This window comes from Nocardia brasiliensis (assembly GCF_011801125.1).
GTDB lineage: Bacteria > Actinomycetota > Actinomycetes > Mycobacteriales > Mycobacteriaceae > Nocardia > Nocardia brasiliensis_C.
The window spans coordinates 3,313,196-3,336,564 of sequence record NZ_CP046171.1 but is presented as its reverse complement, the minus strand read 5'-3'; the positions used below and the strand labels follow the sequence as shown (position 1 = coordinate 3,336,564).

At 69.6% G+C, this 23,369-nt stretch carries 21 protein-coding genes; 12 read left to right on the top strand and 9 right to left on the bottom strand.

All coding sequences use genetic code 11. The features are described 5' to 3' along the window. Positions 1 to 62: 62 nt before the first annotated feature. The 7 genes from F5X71_RS15190 to F5X71_RS15160 all read left to right on the top strand — a co-directional run bounded on the left by F5X71_RS15190 (position 63) and on the right by F5X71_RS15160 (position 7,220). Positions 63 to 1,505 (top strand): amino acid permease, encoded by a 1,443-nt coding sequence (locus F5X71_RS15190; RefSeq protein WP_167462544.1) that lies wholly within the window; start codon positions 63 to 65, stop codon positions 1,503 to 1,505. 186 nt (positions 1,506 to 1,691) lie between these two features. Beyond that, a complete protein-coding gene (locus F5X71_RS15185) occupies positions 1,692 to 2,417 on the top strand; it encodes a hypothetical protein (RefSeq protein WP_167462543.1) in 726 nt (241 codons plus the stop codon). Positions 2,418 to 2,620: 203 nt separating this feature from the next. Further along, positions 2,621 to 3,214 carry a carboxymuconolactone decarboxylase family protein gene (locus F5X71_RS15180; RefSeq protein WP_167462542.1) on the top strand — a complete coding sequence of 198 codons (594 nt, stop codon included), beginning with the start codon at positions 2,621 to 2,623 and terminating at the stop codon, positions 3,212 to 3,214. Continuing rightward, positions 3,211 to 4,122 (top strand): RNA polymerase sigma-70 factor, encoded by a 912-nt coding sequence (locus tag F5X71_RS15175; RefSeq protein WP_167462541.1) that lies wholly within the window; start codon positions 3,211 to 3,213, stop codon positions 4,120 to 4,122. The genes F5X71_RS15180 and F5X71_RS15175 overlap by 4 nt, the downstream gene beginning before the upstream one ends. Positions 4,123 to 4,174: 52 nt before the next feature. After that, the gene (locus F5X71_RS15170) at positions 4,175 to 4,978 is read left to right on the top strand and encodes an NAD-dependent epimerase/dehydratase family protein (RefSeq protein ID WP_167462540.1); all 804 of its coding nucleotides are present in this window, start codon (positions 4,175 to 4,177) and stop codon (positions 4,976 to 4,978) included. 251 nt (positions 4,979 to 5,229) lie between these two features. Next, positions 5,230 to 6,624, top strand: coding sequence for an amidase (locus F5X71_RS15165; protein WP_167462539.1), 1,395 nt, complete (start codon positions 5,230 to 5,232; stop codon positions 6,622 to 6,624). Between the two features lie 71 nt (positions 6,625 to 6,695). Next, positions 6,696 to 7,220, top strand: a complete 525-nt coding sequence (locus tag F5X71_RS15160; protein WP_167462538.1) for an Lrp/AsnC family transcriptional regulator — start codon at positions 6,696 to 6,698, stop codon at positions 7,218 to 7,220. 51 nt (positions 7,221 to 7,271) lie between these two features. On the opposite strand, the gene ald is transcribed toward F5X71_RS15160, so the two are convergent. Then, the gene (gene ald / locus F5X71_RS15155; protein ID WP_167462537.1) at positions 7,272 to 8,378 is read right to left on the bottom strand and encodes an alanine dehydrogenase; all 1,107 of its coding nucleotides are present in this window, start codon (positions 8,376 to 8,378) and stop codon (positions 7,272 to 7,274) included. 197 nt (positions 8,379 to 8,575) lie between these two features. Beyond that, positions 8,576 to 9,544: an alpha/beta hydrolase gene (locus F5X71_RS15150; RefSeq protein ID WP_167466485.1), complete on the bottom strand. Its 969-nt coding sequence runs from the start codon at positions 9,542 to 9,544 to the stop codon at positions 8,576 to 8,578. A gap of 175 nt (positions 9,545 to 9,719) precedes the next feature. Here F5X71_RS15150 and F5X71_RS15145 point away from each other — a divergent pair, with 175 nt between their 5' ends. From F5X71_RS15145 to F5X71_RS15130, 4 genes are all read left to right on the top strand, one after another. Next, a complete protein-coding gene (locus F5X71_RS15145) occupies positions 9,720 to 10,361 on the top strand; it encodes a GntR family transcriptional regulator (RefSeq protein ID WP_167462536.1) in 642 nt (213 codons plus the stop codon). Continuing rightward, complete coding sequence (locus F5X71_RS15140) at positions 10,361 to 11,635, top strand: MFS transporter (protein ID WP_167462535.1); 1,275 nt, start codon at positions 10,361 to 10,363, stop codon at positions 11,633 to 11,635. Before F5X71_RS15145 ends, F5X71_RS15140 begins: the two co-directional genes overlap by 1 nt. A 224-nt stretch (positions 11,636 to 11,859) precedes the next feature. Continuing rightward, on the top strand, positions 11,860 to 12,240 hold the full coding sequence (locus tag F5X71_RS15135) for an RNHCP domain-containing protein (RefSeq protein WP_167462534.1): 381 nt from the start codon (positions 11,860 to 11,862) through the stop codon (positions 12,238 to 12,240). A gap of 10 nt (positions 12,241 to 12,250) precedes the next feature. Further along, positions 12,251 to 12,661, top strand: a complete 411-nt coding sequence (locus F5X71_RS15130; RefSeq protein WP_167462533.1) for an RNHCP domain-containing protein — start codon at positions 12,251 to 12,253, stop codon at positions 12,659 to 12,661. A 48-nt stretch (positions 12,662 to 12,709) separates the two neighbouring features. Here F5X71_RS15130 and F5X71_RS15125 read toward each other — a convergent pair whose 3' ends face one another. The 4 genes from F5X71_RS15125 to F5X71_RS15110 all read right to left on the bottom strand — a co-directional run bounded on the left by F5X71_RS15125 (position 12,710) and on the right by F5X71_RS15110 (position 16,955). Continuing rightward, the gene (locus tag F5X71_RS15125) at positions 12,710 to 14,161 is read right to left on the bottom strand and encodes an NAD(P)/FAD-dependent oxidoreductase (protein ID WP_167462532.1); all 1,452 of its coding nucleotides are present in this window, start codon (positions 14,159 to 14,161) and stop codon (positions 12,710 to 12,712) included. 79 nt (positions 14,162 to 14,240) lie between these two features. After that, complete coding sequence (locus F5X71_RS15120; protein WP_167462531.1) at positions 14,241 to 14,867, bottom strand: LysE family translocator; 627 nt, start codon at positions 14,865 to 14,867, stop codon at positions 14,241 to 14,243. 49 nt (positions 14,868 to 14,916) lie between these two features. Further along, positions 14,917 to 16,287: a HAMP domain-containing sensor histidine kinase gene (locus F5X71_RS15115; RefSeq protein ID WP_174817073.1), complete on the bottom strand. Its 1,371-nt coding sequence runs from the start codon at positions 16,285 to 16,287 to the stop codon at positions 14,917 to 14,919. Then, positions 16,284 to 16,955 carry a response regulator transcription factor gene (locus F5X71_RS15110; protein ID WP_167462530.1) on the bottom strand — a complete coding sequence of 224 codons (672 nt, stop codon included), beginning with the start codon at positions 16,953 to 16,955 and terminating at the stop codon, positions 16,284 to 16,286. Before F5X71_RS15110 ends, F5X71_RS15115 begins: the two co-directional genes overlap by 4 nt. A 90-nt stretch (positions 16,956 to 17,045) precedes the next feature. Here F5X71_RS15110 and F5X71_RS15105 point away from each other — a divergent pair, with 90 nt between their 5' ends. Then, entirely contained in the window at positions 17,046 to 19,007 is a 1,962-nt protein-coding gene (locus tag F5X71_RS15105) for a glycoside hydrolase (protein WP_167462529.1), read from the top strand. Positions 19,008 to 19,068: 61 nt separating this feature from the next. On the opposite strand, the gene F5X71_RS15100 is transcribed toward F5X71_RS15105, so the two are convergent. From F5X71_RS15100 to F5X71_RS15090, 3 genes are all read right to left on the bottom strand, one after another. Further along, on the bottom strand, positions 19,069 to 20,409 hold the full coding sequence (locus F5X71_RS15100; protein WP_428981492.1) for an ABC transporter permease: 1,341 nt from the start codon (positions 20,407 to 20,409) through the stop codon (positions 19,069 to 19,071). Between the two features lie 84 nt (positions 20,410 to 20,493). Continuing rightward, complete coding sequence (locus F5X71_RS15095) at positions 20,494 to 22,068, bottom strand: Na+/H+ antiporter (protein WP_167462528.1); 1,575 nt, start codon at positions 22,066 to 22,068, stop codon at positions 20,494 to 20,496. Positions 22,069 to 22,135: 67 nt separating this feature from the next. Next, a complete protein-coding gene (locus F5X71_RS15090) occupies positions 22,136 to 23,362 on the bottom strand; it encodes a cytochrome P450 family protein (RefSeq protein WP_167462527.1) in 1,227 nt (408 codons plus the stop codon). Positions 23,363 to 23,369: the final 7 nt, after the last annotated feature.

Sequence of the window (23,369 nt, the reverse complement as noted above, 5' to 3'; positions counted from 1 at the left end):
ACAGCTCGAAGTGTGATCTGCGTTACGCATCGTCGCGTGACGCGGAGGACGAAAGGAACCACATGTCCATCGCGGAGTTGCGTAGCCAGATGCTGCGCCGCAAACCCATGGGGCAGATAGCCGACGAGGGGGCGCCTGCCGACGAACAGCTGGCGCGTTCGCTCGGTCTCTGGCAGCTCACCGCCATCGGCGTCGGTGGCATCATCGGCGCTGGCATCTTCACCCTCGCGGGCGCGGTCGCGCACTCCGTCACCGGCCCCTCGGTGCTGATCTCGTTCCTGATCGCCGGCGTGGCCAGTGCCGCCGCCGCGCTCTGCTACGCGGAGTTCGCCGGCATGGTGCCCAAGGCCGGTTCGGCCTACACCTACGGCTACGTCTCGCTCGGCGAGATCGCGGGCTGGTTCATCGGCTGGGACCTGCTGCTGGAGTACATCGCGGTCGCGGCGGTCGTCGCGATCGGCGTCTCCGGCTACTTCCGCTTCCTGCTCGAGCAGGTCGACGTGGGCCTGCCCGATTGGATGATGGGCGCCTACGGCACCGGCGACGGACACGTCGTCGACGTGTTCGCGATGCTGTTCTGTCTCGGCACGGCGTGGCTGCTCTCGCGCGGTATCCGCAGCGTCGGCCGGTTCGAGACCGTCGCGGTCGGCATCAAGGTCGCACTGGTCCTGCTGATCATCGTGCTCGGCGTGTTCCACATCGACAGCTCCAACTACACCCCGTACTTCCCGTTCGGCACCGGCGCGGTGTGGACCGGCGCGGCCACGGTGTTCTTCGCGGTGTTCGGTTACGACGCGATGAGCACCGCCGCCGAGGAGTCCACCGACGGCAAGAAGCATCTGCCCAAGGCGATCCTCTACTCGCTCGTCATCGCGATGGTGCTCTACGTGCTGGCCACGCTGGTGCTCACCGGCATGCAGAAATACACCGAGATCAGCCCGACCAGTGGCTTCTCCACCGCGTTCGAGGCGGTCGGCCAGCCCGGTATCGCGAACATCATCGCGATCGGCGCGATCGTCGGCATTGTCACCGTGGTGCTCACCTTCATGCTCGGCGTGACCCGGGTCTGGTACGCGATGAGCCGCGACGGGCTGCTGCCCGAGTGGTTCGCCAAGACCCACCCGGTGCGCAAGGTGCCGACCAGGGTCACCTGGATCGTCGGCATCGGCGCCGCCGTGATGGCCGGTCTGCTCGACATCACCGTCGTCGCCGAGCTCACCAACATCGGCATCCTGATGGCCTTCATCGTGGTCTCGGTCGCCGTCATCGTGTTGCGCCGCACCAGGCCCGACGAGCCGCGCCAGTTCCGGCTGCCGTTCATGCCGGTGGTGCCGCTGATCGGGATCGGCTTCTCGCTCTACCTGATCTGGTCGCTGCCGTGGCAGACCTGGGCGCGGTTCGCGATCTGGCTGGTAGTCGGTCTAGCCGTGTACTTCTTCTACTCGCGCACCCATTCCAAGCTGGAGCGCAGCGGCTCGGCCGACGCGGTGCAGCTGGGCACGTAGCTTCGAGGGGCACCGACGCCGGCTCCTCGGATCGATTGGGTGGGTGTGCCTTGCGGCCACCCACCCAATCTTGTCTTCCCCCGCGCGCGAGTCACGGTCGAGCCGACGACGACGGTACGTTCGTCAGAACTGCCGTTGCTGAAGTCGATCGACGAGAAAGCGGAGGTGCGGATGCACTGGGACCAAATGACAGCCTCGCCCGACGAATTGCACGAGCGCGCGAACCGGGTGCGCCGGGCGGCCGGACAGCTCGGCGTCCTCGAATCGATCATCACCGCCGCGCAGGGCCCGTGGCTCGGCGCGCTCGACGCCGACGGCAAGGGCGCGGCCGAGCTGAAGATGCATCTCGCCGGGCGCTATCGGCTCACCGCCGTGGTCACCAGCGCGGGCAAGCTCAACCTCGTGCAGATGAACGCACCGGCCACCGGCCAGGTGGGCGACCGGGTGCTCTCGCCGAAGGTGTCGGTGCGCCGCGGCTGGGAGGGCGAGGAGGAGATGCCCAAGCAGCCCGACTGGCTCGACTACGTGGTCAGCTGGGTCCGCACCGCCAGCGACGACGTCGACCGCCGCGCGGTCATCGAATGGCGGCTCAGCGGCGCGGACACCAAGCTCGCCGCCATGAACGACACCATCGACAGTCTGCTCGCCAGCCTGCAGGAACGCCAAGCGCTGCGCGACGAGCTCGCCGCCGAGATCAGCTCCCTGCGCGAGGAACTGCGCGCGCTCGACGCGGCGGACGCGCGACCGGCGCCCCAGCACACCGCGACATCCGACGCCGCACCGGAAGCCGAACCCACCACCACGGAACCCACCACGGCCACAGCGGAACCCACCGCGGTCGCAGCGGAAGCCGAGCCTGCCCAACCTGATTCGCGAACCGCCACCGCACCGGCTACCGAAACCAGCGAGTGAGTGCGAGGATCGCCGTCGCCCGCCCCCGCCCGCGCAACCTCCATCTGAGCCTGTCAGCACGACGATCTCGGTATCGGCACGTTCGCCATGCCACCGGCACCCGCCACCGAACTGCGCCGAGCACAGCCGAATTCCGCCGCGGATGTCACACGCCGCGCGCCGCCGGTGTCTTCATGTCGTAGCGATCGACAAGGAGGCACACCATGGCTGGCACACCCCGTATCCCCAAGGCAGCACTCACCGGATTCCGCGGCAGGCTCGCGAAGCGGATCACCCAGAAGATGTTCGGTGCGGTACCGGAACCGCTCGAGGTGATGTGGCATCAACCGGCGGTCGTGCTGGACACCAGCACGCTCGGCCGCAAGGCGGCCAAGTGGCGCCGGGCCGACGCGAACCTGAAGTCGTTCGCGCACATGGCGGTGGCCTCGCTGGTCGGCTGCACCTGGTGCCTCGACTACGGCTACTTCCACGCCCACAACGGCGGCCTCGACGAGGTGAAGGCGCGTGAGGTGCCGCGGTGGCGCGAGTCCGACGTGTTCACCCCGCTCGAGCGGCAGGTGCTGGAGTACGCGGAGGCGATGAGCCAGACCCCGCCCGCCGTCACCGACGAGTTGTCGGCGGCCCTGCTCGCCGCACTGGGCCCCGCCGCGCTGGTCGAGCTGACGAACTGGATCGGCTTCGCCAACATGGCCACTCGCACCAATGCCGCGCTCGGCATCGAGGCGCAGGGCTTCGCCGCCGCCTGTGAGCTGCGCCCGCTCGCGCGGCCGAGCCGCCCGGTAGCGTCCGAGGTATGAGCGCGCCGACGACGGAGTCCGCCGGATCCGGCGGGCTCCACGACGATCCGTTCGTCCGCCATCGCGGCCTGCTGTTCACCGTGGCCTACCAGATGCTCGGTTCCGCCGCCGACGCCGACGATGTCGTGCAGGAGACGTGGCTGCGCTGGGCGAACGTCGACCGATCCGCGGTATCCGACCCGCGCGCCTATCTGGTCCGCACCGCGACCAGACAGGCGCTCAACCGGCTGCGCACGCTCGCGCGGCGACGGGAGGACTACGTCGGCGAATGGCTGCCCGAACCGCTGCTCACCACCCCCGACGTGGCCGAGGACGTCGAACTCGCCGAGCACGTGTCGATGGCGATGCTGACCGTGCTGGAAACGCTCGGCCCGACCGAGCGCGCGGTGTTCGTGCTGCGCGAGGTCTTCGACGCGCCGTATGAGGAGATCGCGGACGTGCTGGAGAAGTCGCCCGCGGCGGTCCGCCAGATCGCCCGCAGGGCGCGCGTGCACGTGGCCGCCCGACGGCCCCGGGTACCGGTCTCGCGCACCGAGCAGCAGATCGCGGTGGCGCGTTTTCGCACCGCGATCCAAACCGGCGACGTGCGGGCCCTGCTCGACGTGCTCGCCCCCGACGTGCTGCTGGTCGCCGACGGCGGCGGCATCGTGCAGGCCTTCCCGCACCCGCTGCGCGGCGCGCGGCGGACCGCGCGCGTCTTCGCCCAGTTCCCCGCGTTCGTGCCGGGCGCGCACATCTGGTCGGTGTCGGTCAACGGGGCCGCGGCGCTGCGGGTCGACATCGACGGCGGGCTCGAGGCGACGGTCAGCCTGTCCGTCGCAGACGGCCGGATCACCCACATCTACATCGTCCGCAACCCGCAGAAGCTGACCCACCTCCGGCAAGCCGTGCCGCTGCGCCGGAGCTAGCGCGGCGTCCGGGACGCCGCGCCGAACCGCCTACGAACGGAGCCGATGCCGAATGAGCCGCGACCGAATCCTGATCACCGGCGCGGGCGGCGGCATCGGCACCCTGATGCGACCGCGCCTGGCCCGCCCCGGCCGCACTCTGCGGCTGCTCGACCTCGCCGAGTTGCCCGCACCGGCGCCGACCGAGCGGGTGGAACTCGTCGTCGGCTCGCTCACCGACCCCGACACCATGGCGGCCGCCTGCCACGACGTGGACGCGATCATCCATCTCGGCGGTATCAGCCGCGAGGACAGCTGGGAGCGCGTGCTCGCGGTGAATGTCGATGGGACGCATACCGTTCTGGAGGCCGCGCGGGCGGCGGGCGTCCGCCGCGTCGTGCTGGCGTCCAGCAATCACGTCGTCGGCTATCGGCGGGTCGGCGAGGCCGGGCCCGGCGGCATCGCGGGCGAGGCGACCGCACGGCCGGACACCTATTACGGATTCAGCAAGGCGGCGATCGAGGCGCTGGGCAGCCTTTATCACTCGCGGTTCGGCATGGACGTGATCTGCGTGCGGATCGGCTCGTGTTTCGAACGGCCGCATGATGTGCGCGGCCTGTCGACGTGGCTGTCCCCCGACGACGGCGCTCGCCTGTTCGAGGCCTGCCTCACGGCGGAAAGCCCCGGTTTCCAAGTGATCTGGGGAGTCTCGAAGAACACCCGCGCCATCGTCTCGCTGACCGAGGCCGAGCGGCTCGGCTATCGGAGCCTGGACGACGCCGAGCGATTCGCCGCCCAGCTCGCCCCGGACACCGCGCCGGAGTACCTCGGCGGCGCGTTTCTGGAAACCCCACTCGGCCAACCGAATCCACTCTGACCCGCCCGTTCGCGCGGACGCCCGCGCGACGACCGCACCGCCGACCCGAGCACCTGCCACGACACGCCCGGCCCCGGCGCCGAACGCGAATGGACGGCACCCGCCAGTTTCGCCGAAATACTGAACTCCCCACGATCCGGAACCGTATTGATTGCGAAATGGTCGTTCGACTATCTACTGTCGTGTCTTCGGCACGACGGCTGGACCGCACTGGTCACGCCGCGGTGTGATCCGAGAGGAGCGCAAAGCAGATGGATCTCCAGGACGTCGTCGCCGCCGGCCTGGTCGAGCAACGCGAACTGCTCGAGCAGGGGGCGCTGTCGAGCCGGGAACTCGTCGCGGCCACCCTCGACGGCATTGATGCCGCCACCGACCTCAACGCCTTCACCCGCGTCTTCCACGAGCAGGCCCGCGCCGAAGCGGCCGAGCGGGACAAGGAACGGGCCGCCGGTCCGGTCGGCCCGCTGCACGGCATCCCGATCGCGGTCAAGGACGAGATCGACGTCGCCGGTTACGTGACCAGCTTCGGCACCAGGGCCAATGTCACCCCGGCCAAGGCCGACGCCGAGGCGATCCGCCGGTTGCGCGCGGCCGGGGCGATCATCGTCGGCAAGACCACGATGCCGGAGTTCGGGCAGTGGCCGTTCACCGAGTCGAGCACCTTCGGCGTGACCCGCAATCCATGGGATCGCACCCGCACCACCGGCGGTTCCAGCGGCGGTTCCGCCGCGGCCGTCGCGGCGGGCCTGGTGCCGGTCGCGATGGGCAGCGACGGCGGCGGCTCGATCCGGATCCCCTCGGCCTGCTGCGGCCTGTTCGGGCTCAAGTCCCAGCGCGGCCGGGTGCCGGTCGCGCCGAGCGAGCACCTCTGGCTGACCCTCGGTGTGATCGGCCCGCTGGCCCGCGGCGTGCTCGACGCCGCGATCGTCTACGACGTGATCCGCGGCAACCTGCCCGGCGCCCGGTTCAGCGCGCCCGAACCCGAGCTGACCTTCGAGCAGGCGGCCCGCCGGAGCACCGGGCCGCTGCGCATCGGCTACAGCACGAAATCGACCACACCGCTGGCCAAACCGGCCCCCGAGCACGTGCGCGCGGTCCGCGACACCGCGAAACTGCTTGCCGAGCTGGGGCATTCGGTCTTCGAGGTGGACCCCGGCTACCACGAGTCCACGCACGCGTTCTATCCGCAGTTCTTCGGCGGCGTCCGCGCCGAGGCCGCCGAGGTCGAGCAGCCGGAGTTCCTGGAACGCCGCACCCGCCAGACGGTGCGGATGGGCACGTGGGCTCGCGGGCCGATCCTCGACTGGGCGATCCGCGAGGGAGAAGCCTTGGCGCGCAAGGCCGATCAGGTCTTCGCCGAGTGCGACCTGCTGCTCACCCCCACGCTCGCGAGCCGTCCGCCGCGCATCGGCGTGCTCGACGGCGCGAATACGATCGGCGCGCAGATCGCCTCCATCCCGATGATCGCGTACACCGCGCTCTGGAATGTGACCGGCCATCCTGCGGCCTCACTGCCCGCAGGCGTCGCCACCGACGGGATGCCGCTCGCGGTGCAGCTGGTCGGCCCGCGCAACGGCGAGACGACGATTCTGTCGGTGGCCGCGCAGTTGGAGCAGGCCAGGCCGCAGCCACGGCCGCAGGCCTGAGGTTCACCGAGGTCACGAAGATAATTCAAACAACCGATAGCCCCGCGAAGGAAATTCGGTACCGTCGGAGCATGCGTAAGAGTGAATCACCCGTCGGCGGGGGCGCTGCGGCTCAGCTCGTCCATCCGCCTGCCGGTGTCCCGATCGATGACATCGACCGGATTCTGCTGGACAACCTCGCCCGCGACGGGCGCATGACGAACAACGCGCTCGCCGCGGCCGCGGGTATCGCGCCGTCCACCTGCCTGGGCCGGGTACGAGCGCTGGTGGAACGCGGCGTGATTCGCGGATTTCACGCCGACATCGATCCGGCCGCGCTCGGGCGCAGCCTGCAGGCCATGATCGCGGTGCGCCTGCGCGCCAGCGCACGCCAGCAACTCGCCGAGTTCGGCGAGCAGATGTCGGAGTTCGAGGAGGTGCTCAACGTGTACTTCATCGCGGGCGCCGACGACTACCTCATCCACGTCGCCACCTCGCACACCGACGAGCTGCGCCGGTTCGTGCTCAACAACCTGAGCGAGCATCCGGCCGTCGCCTCGACCGAGACCATCCTCATCTTCGAGCACATGCGCCCGCGCACGAACACCCAGGGATGACAAGGGCGGCCGGCCCCACCGGCCGGCCGCCCCGCGCGCAGCGGCCCTGACTCAGGCCACCAGGCTTTCCGCGACGTAGCCGTGCGCGGCCGCCACCGACTCCGAAAGCAACTGGCCCGCATGGGTGCTCAGGCCATCGGCCAGGCCGCGGTCGGCCGCGACCGCGTCGCGCCAGCCCCGCTCGGCCAGCGAAACCACGTACGGCAGCGTGGCATTGGTGAGCGCGACGGTCGAGGTGTAGGGCACCGCGCCGGGCATGTTCGCCACGCAGTAGAACACCGACTCGTGCACCCGGTAGGTGGGCTCGGCGTGCGTGGTCGGGCGCGAATCGGCGAAGCAGCCGCCCTGGTCGATCGCGATGTCGACCAGCACCGAGCCCGGCTTCATCTGCGCGACAAGGTCGTTGGAGACCAGCGTCGGCGCCTTCGCGCCCGGCACCAGCACCGCGCCGATCACCAGATCGGCCTCGCGCACGGCCTTTTCGATCTCGAGGCGGTTGGACATGATGGTGCGCACCTGCCCCTTGTACTGCGCGTCGATCTCGCGCAGCCGGGCGATGTTCAGGTCGAGCACGGTCACATCGGCCCGCATGCCGTGCGCGATGTTGATCGCGTTGCCGCCCGAGACGCCCGCGCCGATCACGACCACATTGGCGGGCGGGGTGCCCGGCACGCCGCCCATCAGCACGCCGCGGCCGCCGCCGTTGCGCATCAGGTGGTAGGCGCCCGCCTGCGGCGCCAACCGGCCCGCGACCTCGCTCATCGGGGCGAGCAGCGGCAGCGAGCCGTCCTTGGCGGTGACGGTCTCGTACGCGATCGAGGTGATGCCCGAGTTCAGCAGGGCGTCGGTGCACTCCTTGGAGGCAGCCAGGTGCAGGTAGGTGAACAGCACCTGCCCCGCGCGCAGCCGCCCGTACTCCTCGGCCACCGGCTCCTTGACCTTGAGCACCAATTCCGCTGTGCCCCAGACCTCGTCGGCGGTGTCGAGGATGCGCGCGCCCGCCACGGTGTAGGCCTCGTCCTCGAACGCGGACCCACGACCGGCGCCGGTCTCGATGTACACCTCGTGCCCGCGGGAGACGAGTTCGTGCACACCGGCCGGGGTGATCGCCACCCGATACTCGTGGTTCTTGACCTCGCGGGGTACCCCGATCTTCACCTGCGCTCCTGAATGTCGATGACGGTCGATAGTCGATCCGCATGAAGTGGACCGTTACAGGTGAAATTATGAAGATCATGCAAGATCAGGTCTAGATCTATGAAGATAATTCTAGAATTAGCAATAGAGGCCGACTAATCGTCAAACTGAACTCGCTCGTGCGCGGCTCATCCGCATGATCTTCGGCACTCGCTCGCTCAGAGGCCGAGCCCCTTGGCCAAGATCGGCCACGAGTCGTGCAGCGCCGCCTGCCAGTAGGGCCAGGAGTGCGTCCCGAAATCGGTGTAACGCACGGTCGCCGCGACACCGTGCGCCCGCAGGTCCGCGTCGAACTCGGTGGTGCAGTCATGCGCGAGCGTCTCGAGCACGATCGAGTTGAAGGTGTCCTCGGGGTAGTCGGCGGTCGGGTCGTAGGTGAAGTCGGCCTGCCCCGGCACACCACTGGCGGTGGAGATGTAGATTTGCTTGCCGCGGAGTTCGTCGATGTGCCTGCTCGGGTCGTGCGCGGCCCATTCGGGGTCGGTGCGCGGGCCCCACATGTTGTCCGGGTCGCCGCCCTTGATCGACACCGCCGAGCGCACCGTCGCCTGATCGAGCTTGTCGGAGATCAAGCAGCCGCTGTAGGCGGCCATCGCCCGATACAGCTCCGGGTGCCGGAAGGTCAGCGTCGCCGCGGCCTGCGCGCCCATCGACTCACCCGCGATCGCGTTCATGCCGTTGCCGCCCAACAGCTTGTCGAGCACCGGCGGGAGTTCCTTCGTCAGGAACGTCTCCCACATGTTGTGCCCGAGCTTCGGGTCGTCACGCAGCCAATCGGTGTAGAACGACCCCGGCCCGCCGACCGACATCACCACGTTCACCGGCTTGTCGGCGAAGAACCGCACGATGTCGGACTTGCGCGTCCAGGTGCTCTGCGCCTCTTGGTCGGTGGCGCCGTCACCGTCGAGCAGATACAGCGTCGGGTGCGGCGCGGCGCCCGGCGCCGGATGCAGCACGTCGAGCTGCATCACCCGGCCCATCGCGGGCGAGCGCACGAAGACCTCCGCCCACCGGTCGGACTTCGGTTCGACGTGATCGAGCACCGCTTGCGGTTGAGCGCGCGCCGGTGCGGGTGCGTGCACGAACGACAGGAGCACCGCGGCGACCACGGCGCCGACGCACCCCATGACACGGCGGGAATGACCGATGGACACAGTTCGTACCGTCCTTTTGGCGAGAGGCGACGCGCGATTCGGCTGCCGACCCGGCGACCGAGTGCGAGCAGTGTGCGTCGGACCGCGGACGGGCGCAGTAACAAACCTCACAGTCGGTTAGCCGCCGCTCAGCTCTAGGATACAACTTGTGTCTAAGACGTATTCATCCGCCGAGCAGGCCTATCGCGAGGTCAAGGAGCGCATCCTCACCGGCACACTGGCCGGCGGCGAGCTGATCAGCGAGGGCGAGATCGCCGGCGAGCTCGGGACGTCACGCACGCCGGTGCGGGAGGCGTTCCTGCGGCTGGAGACCGAAGGGTGGATGAAGCTCTATCCCAAGCGCGGCGCGCTGGTAGTGCCGATCCCACCCGACGAAGCCGAACACGTCGCCTATGCCCGCTACGTGGTGGAGGCCGCCGCCGTGCGCGCCCTCGCCGCGACCGACCGCACCGCGCTCACGACGCTGTTCCGCGACTCGCTCGACCGGCAGCGGGAACTGGCCGCCGCGGGCGACCTCGACCAATTCGCCTTGGTGGACACCGATTTCCACCGCTCCTATGTGATCGCGGCGGGCAACCCGCTGCTCGCGAGCTTCTACGACTCGCTGCGCGAACGGCAGCGCCGGATGAACAGCGTCGCGCTGCGCCGCGGGCCGATCGACATCGACCGGATCATCGAACAGCACGCGCACCTGGCCGGGCTCATCGAGGCAGGCGAGGTCGACCGATTCACCACCGCGCTCGCCGAACATCTTTCCGGCGTGCACCAATTGGAGCTGAAGGGACTGTGATGGCCACCCCGACCACCGCCGCCCGGTCCACGCCCACCCGAATCGGCTCGACACAGTGGTGGGGCGTCGCCGCGACGATGTTCGCGATCGCCTGGGGCGGCAACGAATTCACGCCGCTGCTGGTGATGTACAAGAATCACGGGCTGCCCGCCACCACCGTGGACCTGTTGCTGTTCTACTACGTGCTGGGCATCGTGCCCGCGCTGCTGATCGGCGGCCCGCTCTCGGACCGCTACGGGCGCCGCGCGCTGCTGCGCCCGGCCCCGTTGATCAGCGCCGCCGGTGCGCTGCTGCTGGCCTTCGGCTCCGCGTCGGTGCCGCTGCTCTCGGCCGGACGCGTACTGTGCGGCGTCGCACTGGGTCTCGCGATGGCCGTCGGCGGCAGCTGGCTCAAAGAACTCGCGCAACCGCCGTTCGGGCCCGCGCAACCCGGGGGCACCGGGGCGCGTCGATCGGCGATGAGCTTGACCGCGGGCTTCGCCGTCGGCGCGGGCCTGGCCGGCGCGCTCGCGCAGTGGGCGCCGTGGCCGAACGAACTCGCCTACCTGATCAACGCCGTGCTGTGCCTGATCACCGCGGTGTGGGTGGCCCGGGTGCCGGAAACCGTGGCCCGGCAGGCGAATCCCGGCCGGCTCATCGACGACCTGAAGGTGCCCGCCGCAGGGCACCGCCGGTTCCGCCGCGTCGTCGTGCCGATCGCGCTGTGGTTGTTCACCTCCGCGGGAACGGCATACGCGATCATGCCCGCGCTGATGGCCCCGCACCTCCAGGGCGCCCCGATCGCGTTCTCGGCGCTCATCTGCGTGATCACCCTGAGTTGTGGTTTCGCCATCCAGTCCGTCGCCCGCCGGATCGACAAGGCGGGCACCGCCCGCGCCGCCGTGGTCTCGCTGGTCTTCGTCACCTGCGGAATGGCAACCGCCACTTGGGCTTCCGGCGCGCTCACGCTCTGGTCCACGCTCGCGGTCGCGGTGGTCCTCGGCGGCGGCTACGGCATCGGCCTCGTCGCGGGCCTGCAGGAGATCGAGCGCATCGCCCGCCCCGACGACCTGGCCGGCCTCACCGCCGTCTTCTACTCCATCAGCTACCTCGGCTTCGGCGTCCCCGCCCTCCTCGCCTTCCTCCACGAGACCACCGCTCTCCCCTACCCCACCATGTTCGCCGCCGCCACCCTAGCCGCCCTTTCCGCCCTCACCCTGATAACCGCCAACTACCGCACCGACAAAATCGATGGCGGGCGGCGGGCGGGGGTTGTTACGGTGACTCGGCGCTGAGAACGGCGTATCGGACTTCGATCAGGGCCGGGTTGCCGGCGGAGGGGATGCCTATGACCCGGAACGCGCCGCGCGCGCCTCAGTGTGCGGGCGAGGGCCGTGCCGATTTTCGGCACCCTCGCCCAGCCATCCACCGCTAGTACCTTCGAGCGCTAGTACCTTCGAGGCGTGCTCGGCCTGCTCCCGCTGTTACCGCACCAACCCACAGCCGAGGAGTAATCCGGGTGTCCGACAACACCTCTCGACCCACCGGACCGAGCGCATCGCTACGGACCGACACCTTCACCTGCGTGCGCTGCGGCCTCGTCGTGGCGACGCTCGCGCCGGACAACAGCTGGCGCAACCACTGCCCCAGCTGCCTGAGTTCCCGGCACACCCACGATCAGATCGAGGGTGGCACGTCCGACTGCCGAGCCCGAATGGCTCCGCTGTCGATCGCCGTGTTGCGCACCGGCGAATGGGCCGTGGTACACCGCTGCACCCGCTGTCAGGAACTGGCGCTGCATCCCGTGTGCGGCGACGACAACCAGCTCATCCTGATGCGGATGGCAGTGCGACCGCTCGCCGAACCTCCGTTCCCGCTCGAAGTTTTCGGCGATCTGTAGGGGGTGCGCCATGCCACGACGCAAACCGGCGGTCCGCAGGCCGCAGCGGACCAAGCACGTCCTGCACGGCCGCGCCGGCGAATCCGGTGGGTCGTTCCGCTGCGTCGGCTGCCGGATGGACGTGTCCGTCACAGCCCCCGGCACCGCGCACCGCAACCACTGCCCGCACTGCCTGACCAGTCGCCACTTGGACCGGCGCGTCCCCGGCGACCGGGCGGCAAGCTGCCGCGGCCGTATGGCCGCGGTCAGCATGTGCACCCGCGACGACGGCGAATGGCTGCTCGTACATCAGTGCCTGCACTGTGGTGCGCTGAAGACGAACCGCATCGCCGGCGACGACAACGCGCTCGCTTTGATGCGAATAGCGTTGCGCCCGTTGGCCGATCCCCGGATCGGCCACCGCGCACTGCGCGCCCTGTGAGTCCGGTGCGGCGCTCGCCTTCAGGCGAGCGCCGGACCGGCACAGCTCCTATACTGTGAACTCCACCGCTTCGGCCAGCACGGCGCCGATCTCGTCGCCGTGCGCGGCGATCTCGGCCCGCAGCAACCGCTCTGCCTCGGTGTCCGCGCCGTTCAGCAGCGCCTTCAGCATGGTCTCGTTCACGACATCGGCCGGTGCCGCGATCAACCCGGTCATGGCGAAGAACGTCAGGAAGGTCGGGTCGAACCGATTGCCCGCACCCGAGAACTGCTGGGTCATCCGTTCCAGCGCCACATCGAAATACTTGTGCAACAGTGACACTCGCGCGAACTCCGGCCCGCCACGATGCTCCACACCGGGCCACCGCAGATCTTCGAGCGCACTGAGCCACCAGGCCGGGTAGGACACCTGTTGCAACCGCCGCAACAGCTCGAGTTCACCACCCGGCCCGTGTTCCTCGGCCAGGTACTCCGCGATCGCCTCGGCCTGGATCGCCGCGACGGTCATGCCCTGCCCATAGATGGGGTCGACCGTGCACATCGCGTCGCCGAGCACCAGCAGTCCGGCGGGCCAGCGCGCCATCTGCTCGTAGTGCCGCCGGACGCAGACCGGGATCCGGAATCCGCGCGGCGTGGTCAACGGCTCTGCGCCGCTCAGCACTTCGGCCATGGCCGGGTTGATCAGCTCGGTGAGACCGGCGTCGAAACCCGCGGCGTCGACGGGTGGGTACTGCCCGCCGATCCCGGACAGACACGCGCTCCACACCTCGCCTTCGATCCGCTTCAGCACGCCCCCGGCGGGATTGCCCGCGCGATAATCGTTCTCGATGACCAGCAGCGCCGGTACGGCGCCCCGGTCTCGCGGCACCCGGTAATAGCGTGTGCTGTAGCCGATCCCGGAGGTGACCGTCTCCTGCGGCGGCGCCTGATATCCGAGCTGCGAAAGCCACTGCGGCAGTTTCGAGGACCGCCCGCTCGCGTCGACGACGAGATCCGCGCTCAGCGTTACCGGCTCGCCCCCGGACTGGCAGCGCACCCCGATGATCCGCGTTCCGTCCGCGGCGGCGCAAAGCTCGACCACCCGGTGTTCGTAGCCGAACCGCACGTGATCGATCGAGCCCACCCGCTCGCGAATCGCCTGCTCCACCAGCCCTCTGCTGTAGAAGGCGCCCTTCTCCGGGCTGGGCATCGTCATCGTGCCGTATCTGTTGGTCCAGGTCAGCGCCGCCTCGGCCAACGGAAAGGCGCCGAGCCGCAACACATCATCGAGAAATCCGGGCAGCAGCCGCTCCAGCACCTGTTCACCGCGCGGCAGCATCTGGTGCAGATGGAAAGTCTGCGGCACCCCGCCGCGCCGAATTTCCAGCCCCGGCTCGGCATCCCGGTCGAGCACGAGCACCTGCGCGTAGTGCGCGGCGAGCACTCGCGCCGTGAGCAATCCGGCGATGCCACCCCCGAGCACGATCGCCTTCGACCGCCCCTCTTTCTGCAACTGCGTCATGCCTTCGACGGTAAGCGCCGCCGGCGGCCACGCGCCTCACCCCGCAGTGCGAGCCCTGTCTCCCCCACAGGTGTGAGCCCTAGTGCTGCACCGCGAGTCGCACGCCGAGCCCGATGAAGATGCCGCCGGTGGCCACCTCGATGCGCCGCCGCGCGGCATGCCGCCGCCGCAGCCAGCCGCCGATCCGACCCGCCAACACCCCGACCGTACCGTCCACCAGGAACTCGAGCGCGATCATGATCGCGCCGAGAATCACGAACTGCAGCCAGATCCGGCCGAGCGAGGGATCGATGAACAGCGGCAGGAACGCGATCGTGAACGTCACCATCTTCGGGTTGAGCAGGTTGGTCAGCAGCCCGGACACGTATGCCTTGCGCGCGGAGACACCGACCCCGCGCTCGTCGGCAGGCAGGCTCCCCCGGTTCCGGATCGCTTGCACGCCAAGGTAGATCAGGTAGGCGGCACCGAGTACCCGTACGACAGTGAACGCGGCGGGCACCGCGGCGAACAGCGCCGCAAGGCCGGCAGCGGCGACCGCGACGTGGATCGCCTCGCTCGTGGCCACCCCGGCGGTGGCGTACAGCCCGGCCCGTGGCCCACCGCGCATCCCGCACCCGAGCACGAAGAGCATGTCCGGCCCCGGCGTGATCATCGCGACGAAGGTGGTCGCCACGAAGGCGAGCAGCAGTGTTTGATCAACCGGCATCCGCTGATTCTCGCAGCCCCCACGACGCCCGGCGAGCCGATAAACCTCGTCAGTCGGCGCGGGGGAAGCTGAGCCGGAAGATCGCCCCGCCCTCGCTCGCCGACTGCGCGCGCACCGTGGCGCCGTGCAGATCCGCCACCTGTTTGACGATGGCCAGCCCGAGCCCGTGACCGGTTTTGCCGCGGCCGTTGGTGGCGCGGTAGAACCGGTCGAAGATATGCGGCAGATCGTCGAGCGCGATACCGGGACCGTGGTCGCGCACCGTCAGCTCGGCATCGCGCAACTCCACCCGGACGATACCTTGCGGCGCGCTGAATTTCGCCGCGTTGTCGAGCAGATTGGTGATCGCCCTGGCCAGCCTGCCGGGTACGCCGTGCACCACGGTCGGGCGCAGGTCGCTGATGAATGTGATGGTGGGCCAGTGCCGTTCGGCCGCCCGCAGGCACTCCGCAACCAAGGTGTCCAAGCGCAGATCCTCGAACGGCTCCGCGATCGCCGCCGGGTCGTCCGCGCGGGCCAGCTCGATCAGATCCGTGACCAGGCCGGACAACTCCGCCGACTGAGCGCGCAGGGCGGCCGCGGTGTCGTCGAGTTGTTCGGCGGACATCCGCGACGCCCGACCGAGCAGTTCGATGTTCGTGCGCAACGCCGTCAACGGCGTGCGCAGCTCATGTGAGGCGTCGGCGATCAACCGATGCTGCGCCGCGCGGGCCTCGCGTTCGGCACACAGCGCTTGATCGAGTTCATCGAGCATGGCGTTGAAACTGCCCGCCAGACTTCGAAGTTCGGTAGGTCCGGTGACGGTGATGTGCTGACGCGGGTCTCGGGTGGTCGCGATGTGCTCGGCCGCCGCGGTGAGCGCGGAGACCGGACCGACCGCGCGCCGCGCGACAACCAACCCCGCGCCGAGGGCAAGCGCCGTGCCGATCCCCGCCGCGGCGAGCAGTGCGTAGCCGACGCGACGCAGGCTGGTGTCCACCGGATCGGCACGGCGCGCGATCTGCACCGCGGAGCCGGAACGCAATGGGGCGGTGTACATCCGGAGCGGGTAACCGCCGAGCTGGACATCACTGAAGAAGGCGGCCCTGGTGCCCGCCGCGACCTCCTCGGTCGCGCGGTCGACCGGCAGCGACAGTCCGGGATCGTGCTCGGACTCGATCCGACCGTCGGCGGCCACCACCTGGACACAGCTCGGCGCGGTCAGATACCGGCACGGCCCCGAAGCCGTGGCCACGTCGGCGTCCACGCCGACGGTCCGCACGATCCGCGTTGCCTCCCTGCGCAATCCGAGATCGAGCGAGCTGTCGAGTTCATGGGCGACAACGACGTAGGCGGCCACCCCCATCCCCGCGAGCGCCACCGCGATGGCCGCGACACAGAACAGCGCGACCCGCGCGCGCAACGATCCCGGCAGCCTCACGGTGGCGCCAATCGGTAGCCGATCCCGCGTACCGTGTGGATCAGCCGCGGCTCGGCGGCGGAGTCGAGTTTGCGCCGCAGGTAGCGGATGTAGACCTCGAGCGAATTCGACGTCGGGCCCAGTTCGGTGCCCCACACCCGCTCGATGAGCGTTTCGCGCGGCAGCGCCTGGCCGCTGTTGCGCAACAGCACCTCGAGCAGCGCGAATTCGGTGCGGCTGAGCTCGACCAGACGAGCGCCGCGCCGGACCGTGTGCGCGGTGGTGTCCATGACGAGGTCCGCGCACGAGAGCACCGCGCCGTCCTCGGGGTAGGTGCGCCGGACCAGGGCACGCACCCTGGCGAGCAGTTCATCGAGGTCGAAAGGCTTCACCAGGTAGTCGTCGGCGCCCGCGTCGAGCCCGTCCACCCGGTCGGCCACCGCGTCGCGCGCGGTGAGCATCAGGATGGGCGTGCGGTCCCCGCGCGCCCGCAGCTGCCTGCACGCGGTGAGCCCGTCCATGAACGGCATGAGTACGTCCAGCAGCACGACCTCGGGCTGCCACCGCTGGATCTCGGCGAGCGCGGCCGCGCCGTCGGTCGCGGCACGGGTCTCGTAGCCTTCGCTGCCCATCGCGCGCACCAGGGCCTCGCGGACCGAGTCCTCGTCGTCGACCACCAATACGCGCATCTTCCGGATGATACGGACCGCGTCTGCCCTGGCCGCGGACCCGGCGCGGGTCTCATCGAACTCTCATCGGGCCGCGGCAGGGTGCCGGGCATGAGACCTCGGAGCATCGAACGCACCCACCGCGGGATCGCGGCGGGCGGCATCGTGTTGTTGATCTTGGTATTGAGCGGAACCGCCTGCGACCGCGGCAGCACCGCACGCCCGGAGGTGCGCGGCAGCCACGTCCTGGTGCCGATCGGCGGTGGCCGGGCCGACATCGATACCGCGTCGCTGGCGATCACCGCACAGCCCGGCGACGACACGCCCCTCGCCCTCTCCGCCCCGGCGGCCACCGAACTCGGCGCGGCCGGGCCCATCGAGGTCACCCGGGAACGGGCGAGCTGGACCTACCCGGACAAAGGTTTGACGGTCACCGCGGACACCGACGCCGGTCGCCTGCGCGTCACCCTGCGCAGCGACCGCGACCAGCGCCTGGCCTGGCCGGTGACCGGCACCGACCCCGCGGCAACGGCGTTACAGCTCCCCCGTGGCGAGGGCCTGTCGCTGCCGGTCGGCGATCCGTTCTGGAACTCCCCCGACGCCGCCCTGATCGACCAGCCACTGGACCTCACCGAAAGCTTGACCATGCCGTTCTGGGGCTACCAGCTCGGCGCGCACGGCGTCAGCTACCTCGTGCCCACCGATATCGGCAGCACAGTCACCGTGCATTCCACCGCGGAAAAGCTCAGCACCACCGCCGAACACGACTTCGCGGCCAGGGCGGACACCCGCGAGTACACGGTCACGTTCGCACTGACCGATTCCTCGCCCGTGGCCTCGGCCAGGGACTACCGTGCCTGGCTCGTCCGGCACGGCGAATTCCGTTCCCTCGCCGACAAGATCGCCCAGGTGCCGTCGATCGGCAAGCTGCTCGGCGCATTTCACGCCTATCTGTGGGGCGACGGCCGCACCCCGGAGGCGATCCGCGCGATGCGCGAGCTCGGTCTCACCCGCATGTGGCTCGGCTACGACGCCGGTCCCGACCCGATGACCCGCGCCGCCGTCGACGCGGCGAAGGCCGCCGGTTACCTTGCGGGACCGTATGACTCGTACGACAACGCGCAAGACCCCGCCACCGCCGACAACCCCGGCTCCAGCTGGCCAGGTCTGTGGCCGGCCGGCTGCGTGCACGACGCGACCGGTGCCCCGGAGACCGGATTCGGCGGCCGCGGCTGCTATCTCAGCACCGAGGTACTGGCGCAGCGTCCCGAGCTGCTCGACGACCGCTACGCGACGATGACGGCCAACGGCGCGAACACCTACTTCCTCGACGTCGACGCCGCGGGTCAGTTCTTCGACGACTACAGCCCGGACCACCCGATGAACAAGCAGCAGGATCGCGCCAACCGGCTCGCCCGCATGCGCGCGCTCGTCGAGCGGCACGCGCAGGTACTCGGGTCGGAGTCCGTCGGCGCGTGGGCGAGCACGCTGCCCGCCTTCAGCCACGGCTCGCAGACACCGGTCTCCGATCTGCTCTGGGAAGCCCAGCGCGACAAGCAGTCCTGGGGCGGATGGGCGCCGGAGCGCGCACCGAAGATCTTCTTCCAGCCCGCCGAGTTGCCCGCCGCCGCGGCCAAGGCCATGTTCGACCCGGTGTACCGGGTGCCGCTCTATGAGACGGTCCTGCACGATTCGATCGTCAACCTGGATCGCTGGGAGCTCCCCTATTACAAACTGCCGCAACAGCAGACCATGCGCGCGCTCACCGCGATCCTGAACAACACCCCGCTGAACTTCGCGCTCGACCGCGACCAGCTCGACCGCCACGGCGCCGAGATCGCCCGCCTGCAACAGTTCTTCGCGCCCCTGCACGAGGCGGCGGGCACCGCGCCGATGACCGATTTCCAGTGGCGCACCGCCGATCATCTGGTGCAGCGCAGCACCTTCGGCGACGGTCTGCTGACCGTCACCGCCAATTTCGGCAGCACGCCCCACGACGGCCTGCCCGGCGGCTGCGTCGACGCACGGCTGGCGAACGATCCGGCGCCGCGCCGGTTGTGCCCCGGCACGTGACGAATACGCGCCGAACCGGACGCTCGCGGTCAGGTCGGCCGATTCCACTGTGGCGCAGGGATTATCGCGATTCCACTCCCGCGCGGCCGATTCCGGTGCGGCGCAAGCCCTTGTGGTCGTAGAACCGGGTGACCACCGCACCGAGCACCAGCCCGATGACCAGACCGAACACCGCCATCCACACCCCACGGGTCAACCCGGCCGGGCCGCTGGCATCGAAGTACAGGATCGCGCGCACGCCGAGGAACACCTGATGCATCGGCTCGAACGAGGCGAGCCAGCCGAGGTACTTCGGCGTGGCCTCGATCGGCACCGTGCCGCCGGAGGACGGCAATCCCAGGATGATGAACAGGATCAGGTTGATGAGCAGCCCGGCCGACCCGACGGCGGCGAGCACCGACAGGCCGGTGACCCCGACCGCGATGATCGCGAACGCGCTGAACAGGAACAGCCCGAGCGGATGATCGATCGGCATGCCGAGCAGCTTCGCGACGAGCAGGAAGACCCCCGCCACGACGTTCGCGGTCACCACCAGCACGCCCCATTTGATCAGCAGGGTGTGGAACCGGGAGATGGGCGTCGGCGGGAAATGCACATACCACGGCCCGTATTCGGTAGGCACGAAACCCAGTTGGGCGTCGATCATCGTGTGGATGGTCATCGACCCGACCAGACCGGCCAGCAGGAGCAGCAGCGCGTAGAAGAACGCGGTGAGGCCCTGACCGGTGTGCTCGGGCAGCGGATGGAACGGCTCGACGGCGATCCGCAGCGGCTCAGCGAGGGCCACCCTGGTCGCCCCGCTCAGTTCGGGCGCGGGCGGCCCGCCCGGCGGCGGCGCCAACTGAGCCTGTACCTGCGCGGTGAGCTCGGCGCCGACCTGCTTGTTCACCTGGATCAGCGCCTGGTCGCCGATCTGGGTGACGATCGAGGTGACGAACGCGCCGCTGCGCGGATTGGTCTGCAACGTGATGAGCGGCCGTTGGATGTCGCCGGGGACCACACTGCCGACACCGAAGATGCCCAGCCGTTTGCTGAAATCGCTCGGAATCAGGATGGTGCCGTAGACCTTGTTGTTCTGCATCCGCTGCGAGGCCTCGTTGACGCCGAGCACCTGCAGGTCGATCTTGTCCGCTGGCACCGCCTGCCGCAGGCCGTCGACCACCTGCTCGCCGAAGTTGACCTGCCGCTGCTGTCCCGGCGCGCCAACGGTGTCCCCGACATCCTGATTGACCAGCGCGATGGGGAAATCGTGCAGGTTCTCTTCCGGATCGACGACATAGTCGAGGTACATAGTGCCGAGCAGCGCCATGAACACGGCGAGCACCGCCACCGGCAGCAGCCACAAGCGCAACCCGAGGTTGCGCGGGGATCGACTAGTTTCCGCAGGGTCCGTAGTCACGATTTCGGACGGTAGCAGCTGCGGGCGGGCGGCCCGGGGAGCTACGCGCGGCCTGGCCATGTCGCGTTGCCGGAAGAATGCCCACGGCTATGGCGAGCGCAGGTCCAGTCGGCGCATCACGCGATCGACGAGATCGGGTGGGACGCCGGGTTCGCGGCGCGCCGCCATGGCCTCCGCGCGGCCCGCTGCCAGAATTTCCTGATCGATCCGGTGCAGCGCGCGGGTGAGCGCGGCACTGTGTTCGGTCGGCGGCCCGGCGTCGGCCGCGGCTTCGGGATCGGCTCGGGCGAGCCGCCTTTCGATGCCGACATGCAGGCGGTCGTAGACGTCGTCCGGTAGCCGCTCGGTCAGCGCGACCTGTTGCAGGCGGGTCAGTTCGGCGCGCAGGATGCGCGCCCACAGCTTGCGCTCCATGTCTCGTTCGGCATCGATATCGACCCGAACCCCGGTGGCGCGCACCACAAGTGACAACGTCGGACCCTGCAGCAGCAGGGTGAACAACACCAGCGCGAACGCGGTGAACAAGATGCCGCCGCGCCACGGGAACGGCGCACCCGAGTCTGTCGTCAGCGGCACCGCCAGCGCCAGCGCGACGGTGGCGACGCCGCGCTGCCCGGCCCACCAGGTGACGACGGTCTCGCGCCACGTGTAAGGCTCGTCGGCCTCGCGACGCCGCCACCACCGCCCACACAGTGCCCAGGTGGCCAGCAGCCAGACCAGCCGCATCCCGACGACCACGCCGATCACCGCGGCCGAGATCCCGAGATAACGCGGCCAGTCCGGTCCGGCCGCGCGTAGCACGGTGGCCAACTCCAGCCCGATCAACCCGAACGCGATCCCGCTGACCAGCATGTCGATGATCGCCCAGAACGAGTCACCGACCAGCCGGTAATCGCTGTCGCCGAAGTCGGAGGCGGCGTCGGTCAGATACAGCGCGCACACCAGCACCGCGAGCACCGCCGATCCTTCCCAGGCGGCGGCGAGCCGATACGCCGCGTAGGGCAGCGCCAGTCCGAGCGCGACCTGCCACGGCGCCTCGACGAGCCGCGGCATCAGCCTGCTGCCGCCCCAGCCGAACACCAGCCCGACCGCGACGCCCACCACCGCCGACATCACGAACTCCAGCACCGCCGACCACGCGGAGAACTCGCCGCTGAGCACCGCCTGCACCGCGATCCCGTACAGCACGATCGCCGTGACGTCGTTGAACAGCCCCTCCCCCTCGAGCACCGACACCAGCCGTCGCGGCAGCCCGAGCCGACCGGCCAACGCGCCGACCGCCACCGGGTCCGGCGGCGCGACGAGCGCGCCGAGCACGAGCGCCGCGGCCAGCGGCACCGCGGGATGCCACAGGTGCACCGTCACCGCCACCACCGCCGCGGTGACCACCACCAGGCCGACCGCCTGCAACGCGATCGCGGTCCAGTTCTGGGCGAAGCTGCGCCAGGAGGTGCGCCGGGCCGCGGCGTACAGCAGTGGCGGAAGCAGCAGCGGCAGAATGAGATCCGGCGCCACCCGGACCTCGGGCACCGAGGGCAGCAGCGCGAGCACACAGCCGAACACCGTCATCAGGACGGCCGGCGCCACGCCCAGCCGCCGCCCGAGCGGCTGGGCAAGGATCGTGCCGAACAGCACGAGAAACGGCAACTCCAGGTGATTCACGCTGGTCCAGCATGCGCCGCCAACCTGAGAAACCGCGAAGCGACGCAGCCGGACGTGCGTGCCCCGCCTATTCCGGCCGCAGCACCACCGGCAACCTACCGTGCCCGTTGGAGATGAAACTCGCCACGGCGCCGAGCTCCGCCGGATCCGCCGCCAGTCGCATATCCGGGAACCGCGCGAAGAGAGCGGGCAGCGCGATCGCCGCCTCCAGCCGCGCCAGCGGCGCGCCGAGGCAGTGATGCACCCCGTGCCCGAAGGCCATGTGGTCCTTGCTCGCCCGGGTCACGTCGAACTCGTCGGCGGTCTCGCCGTGCACCTTGGGATCCCGATTGGCCGCCGCGTAGCAGGCCAGGATCGGCTCGCCCTTGGCGATCACGACGCCCTCGATGTCGATGTCCTCGACCGCGAACCGCAGCGGCAGGTGCGCCACCGGCGCCTCGAAGCGCAGCGCCTCCTCGATCATCTCCGCCCAGCCGACCTTGCCCTCGACCACCGCGGCGCGCTGCTCGGGCCGGGTGAGCAAGGCGAAGATCGCCTGATCGAGCAGATTGACCGTGGTCTCGTGCCCCGCGCTGATGACGAGCAGCAGCGTGTCGATGAGCTCCTGCTCGGTGAGCTGGGAACCGTCGTCCTCGTCGCGGTGCGAGATGAGCAGGCTGGTCATGTCCTCGCCCGGCTCGCCGCGCCGGAAGGCCACCAGCTCCGCGAGGATGCGATACATCTCCATGTAGTTGGCCTGCGACTCCTCCGGGGAGAGCGAGGTGTCGAAGATCCCGTCCACACAGGTGCGCAGCCCCGCGTTCAGCGACTCCGGCACGCCCATCAGCTCGGAGATCACCTCGATCGGCACCGGGTAGGCGAAACGCTCACGCAAATCCACTATTTCGCCCGCGGGTAATGCCGCGAGCTCGTCGAGCAGCCGCTCGGCGATCCGGTCGATCCGCGGTCGCATCGCCTCGGTGCGGCGATGGGTGAACGCCGGGGCGACCAGCTTGCGCAGCCGCCGGTGGTCGGCGCCGTAGGCGGTGAACATGTTGTTCACCGCCACCCAGAGGAACAGCGGCCAGTCCTGCGGCACTTCGCCTTTGGCGAAGGCGGGCCAGTGCTGCCTGGCATCCTTGGACACTTTCGGATCGACGAGCAGTCGCTTCAGCAGGTCGGCGTCGGTCACCGACCACGCCCGCACACCGCCGGGCAGCTCGATCAGGGTCGCCGGTCCACGCGCGCGCAGGCGGGCTGCTTCGCCTTGGATATCGGTTCCCGCCGGATCCAGAACCAGGGGCGAAGTGTCCATCGCGGTC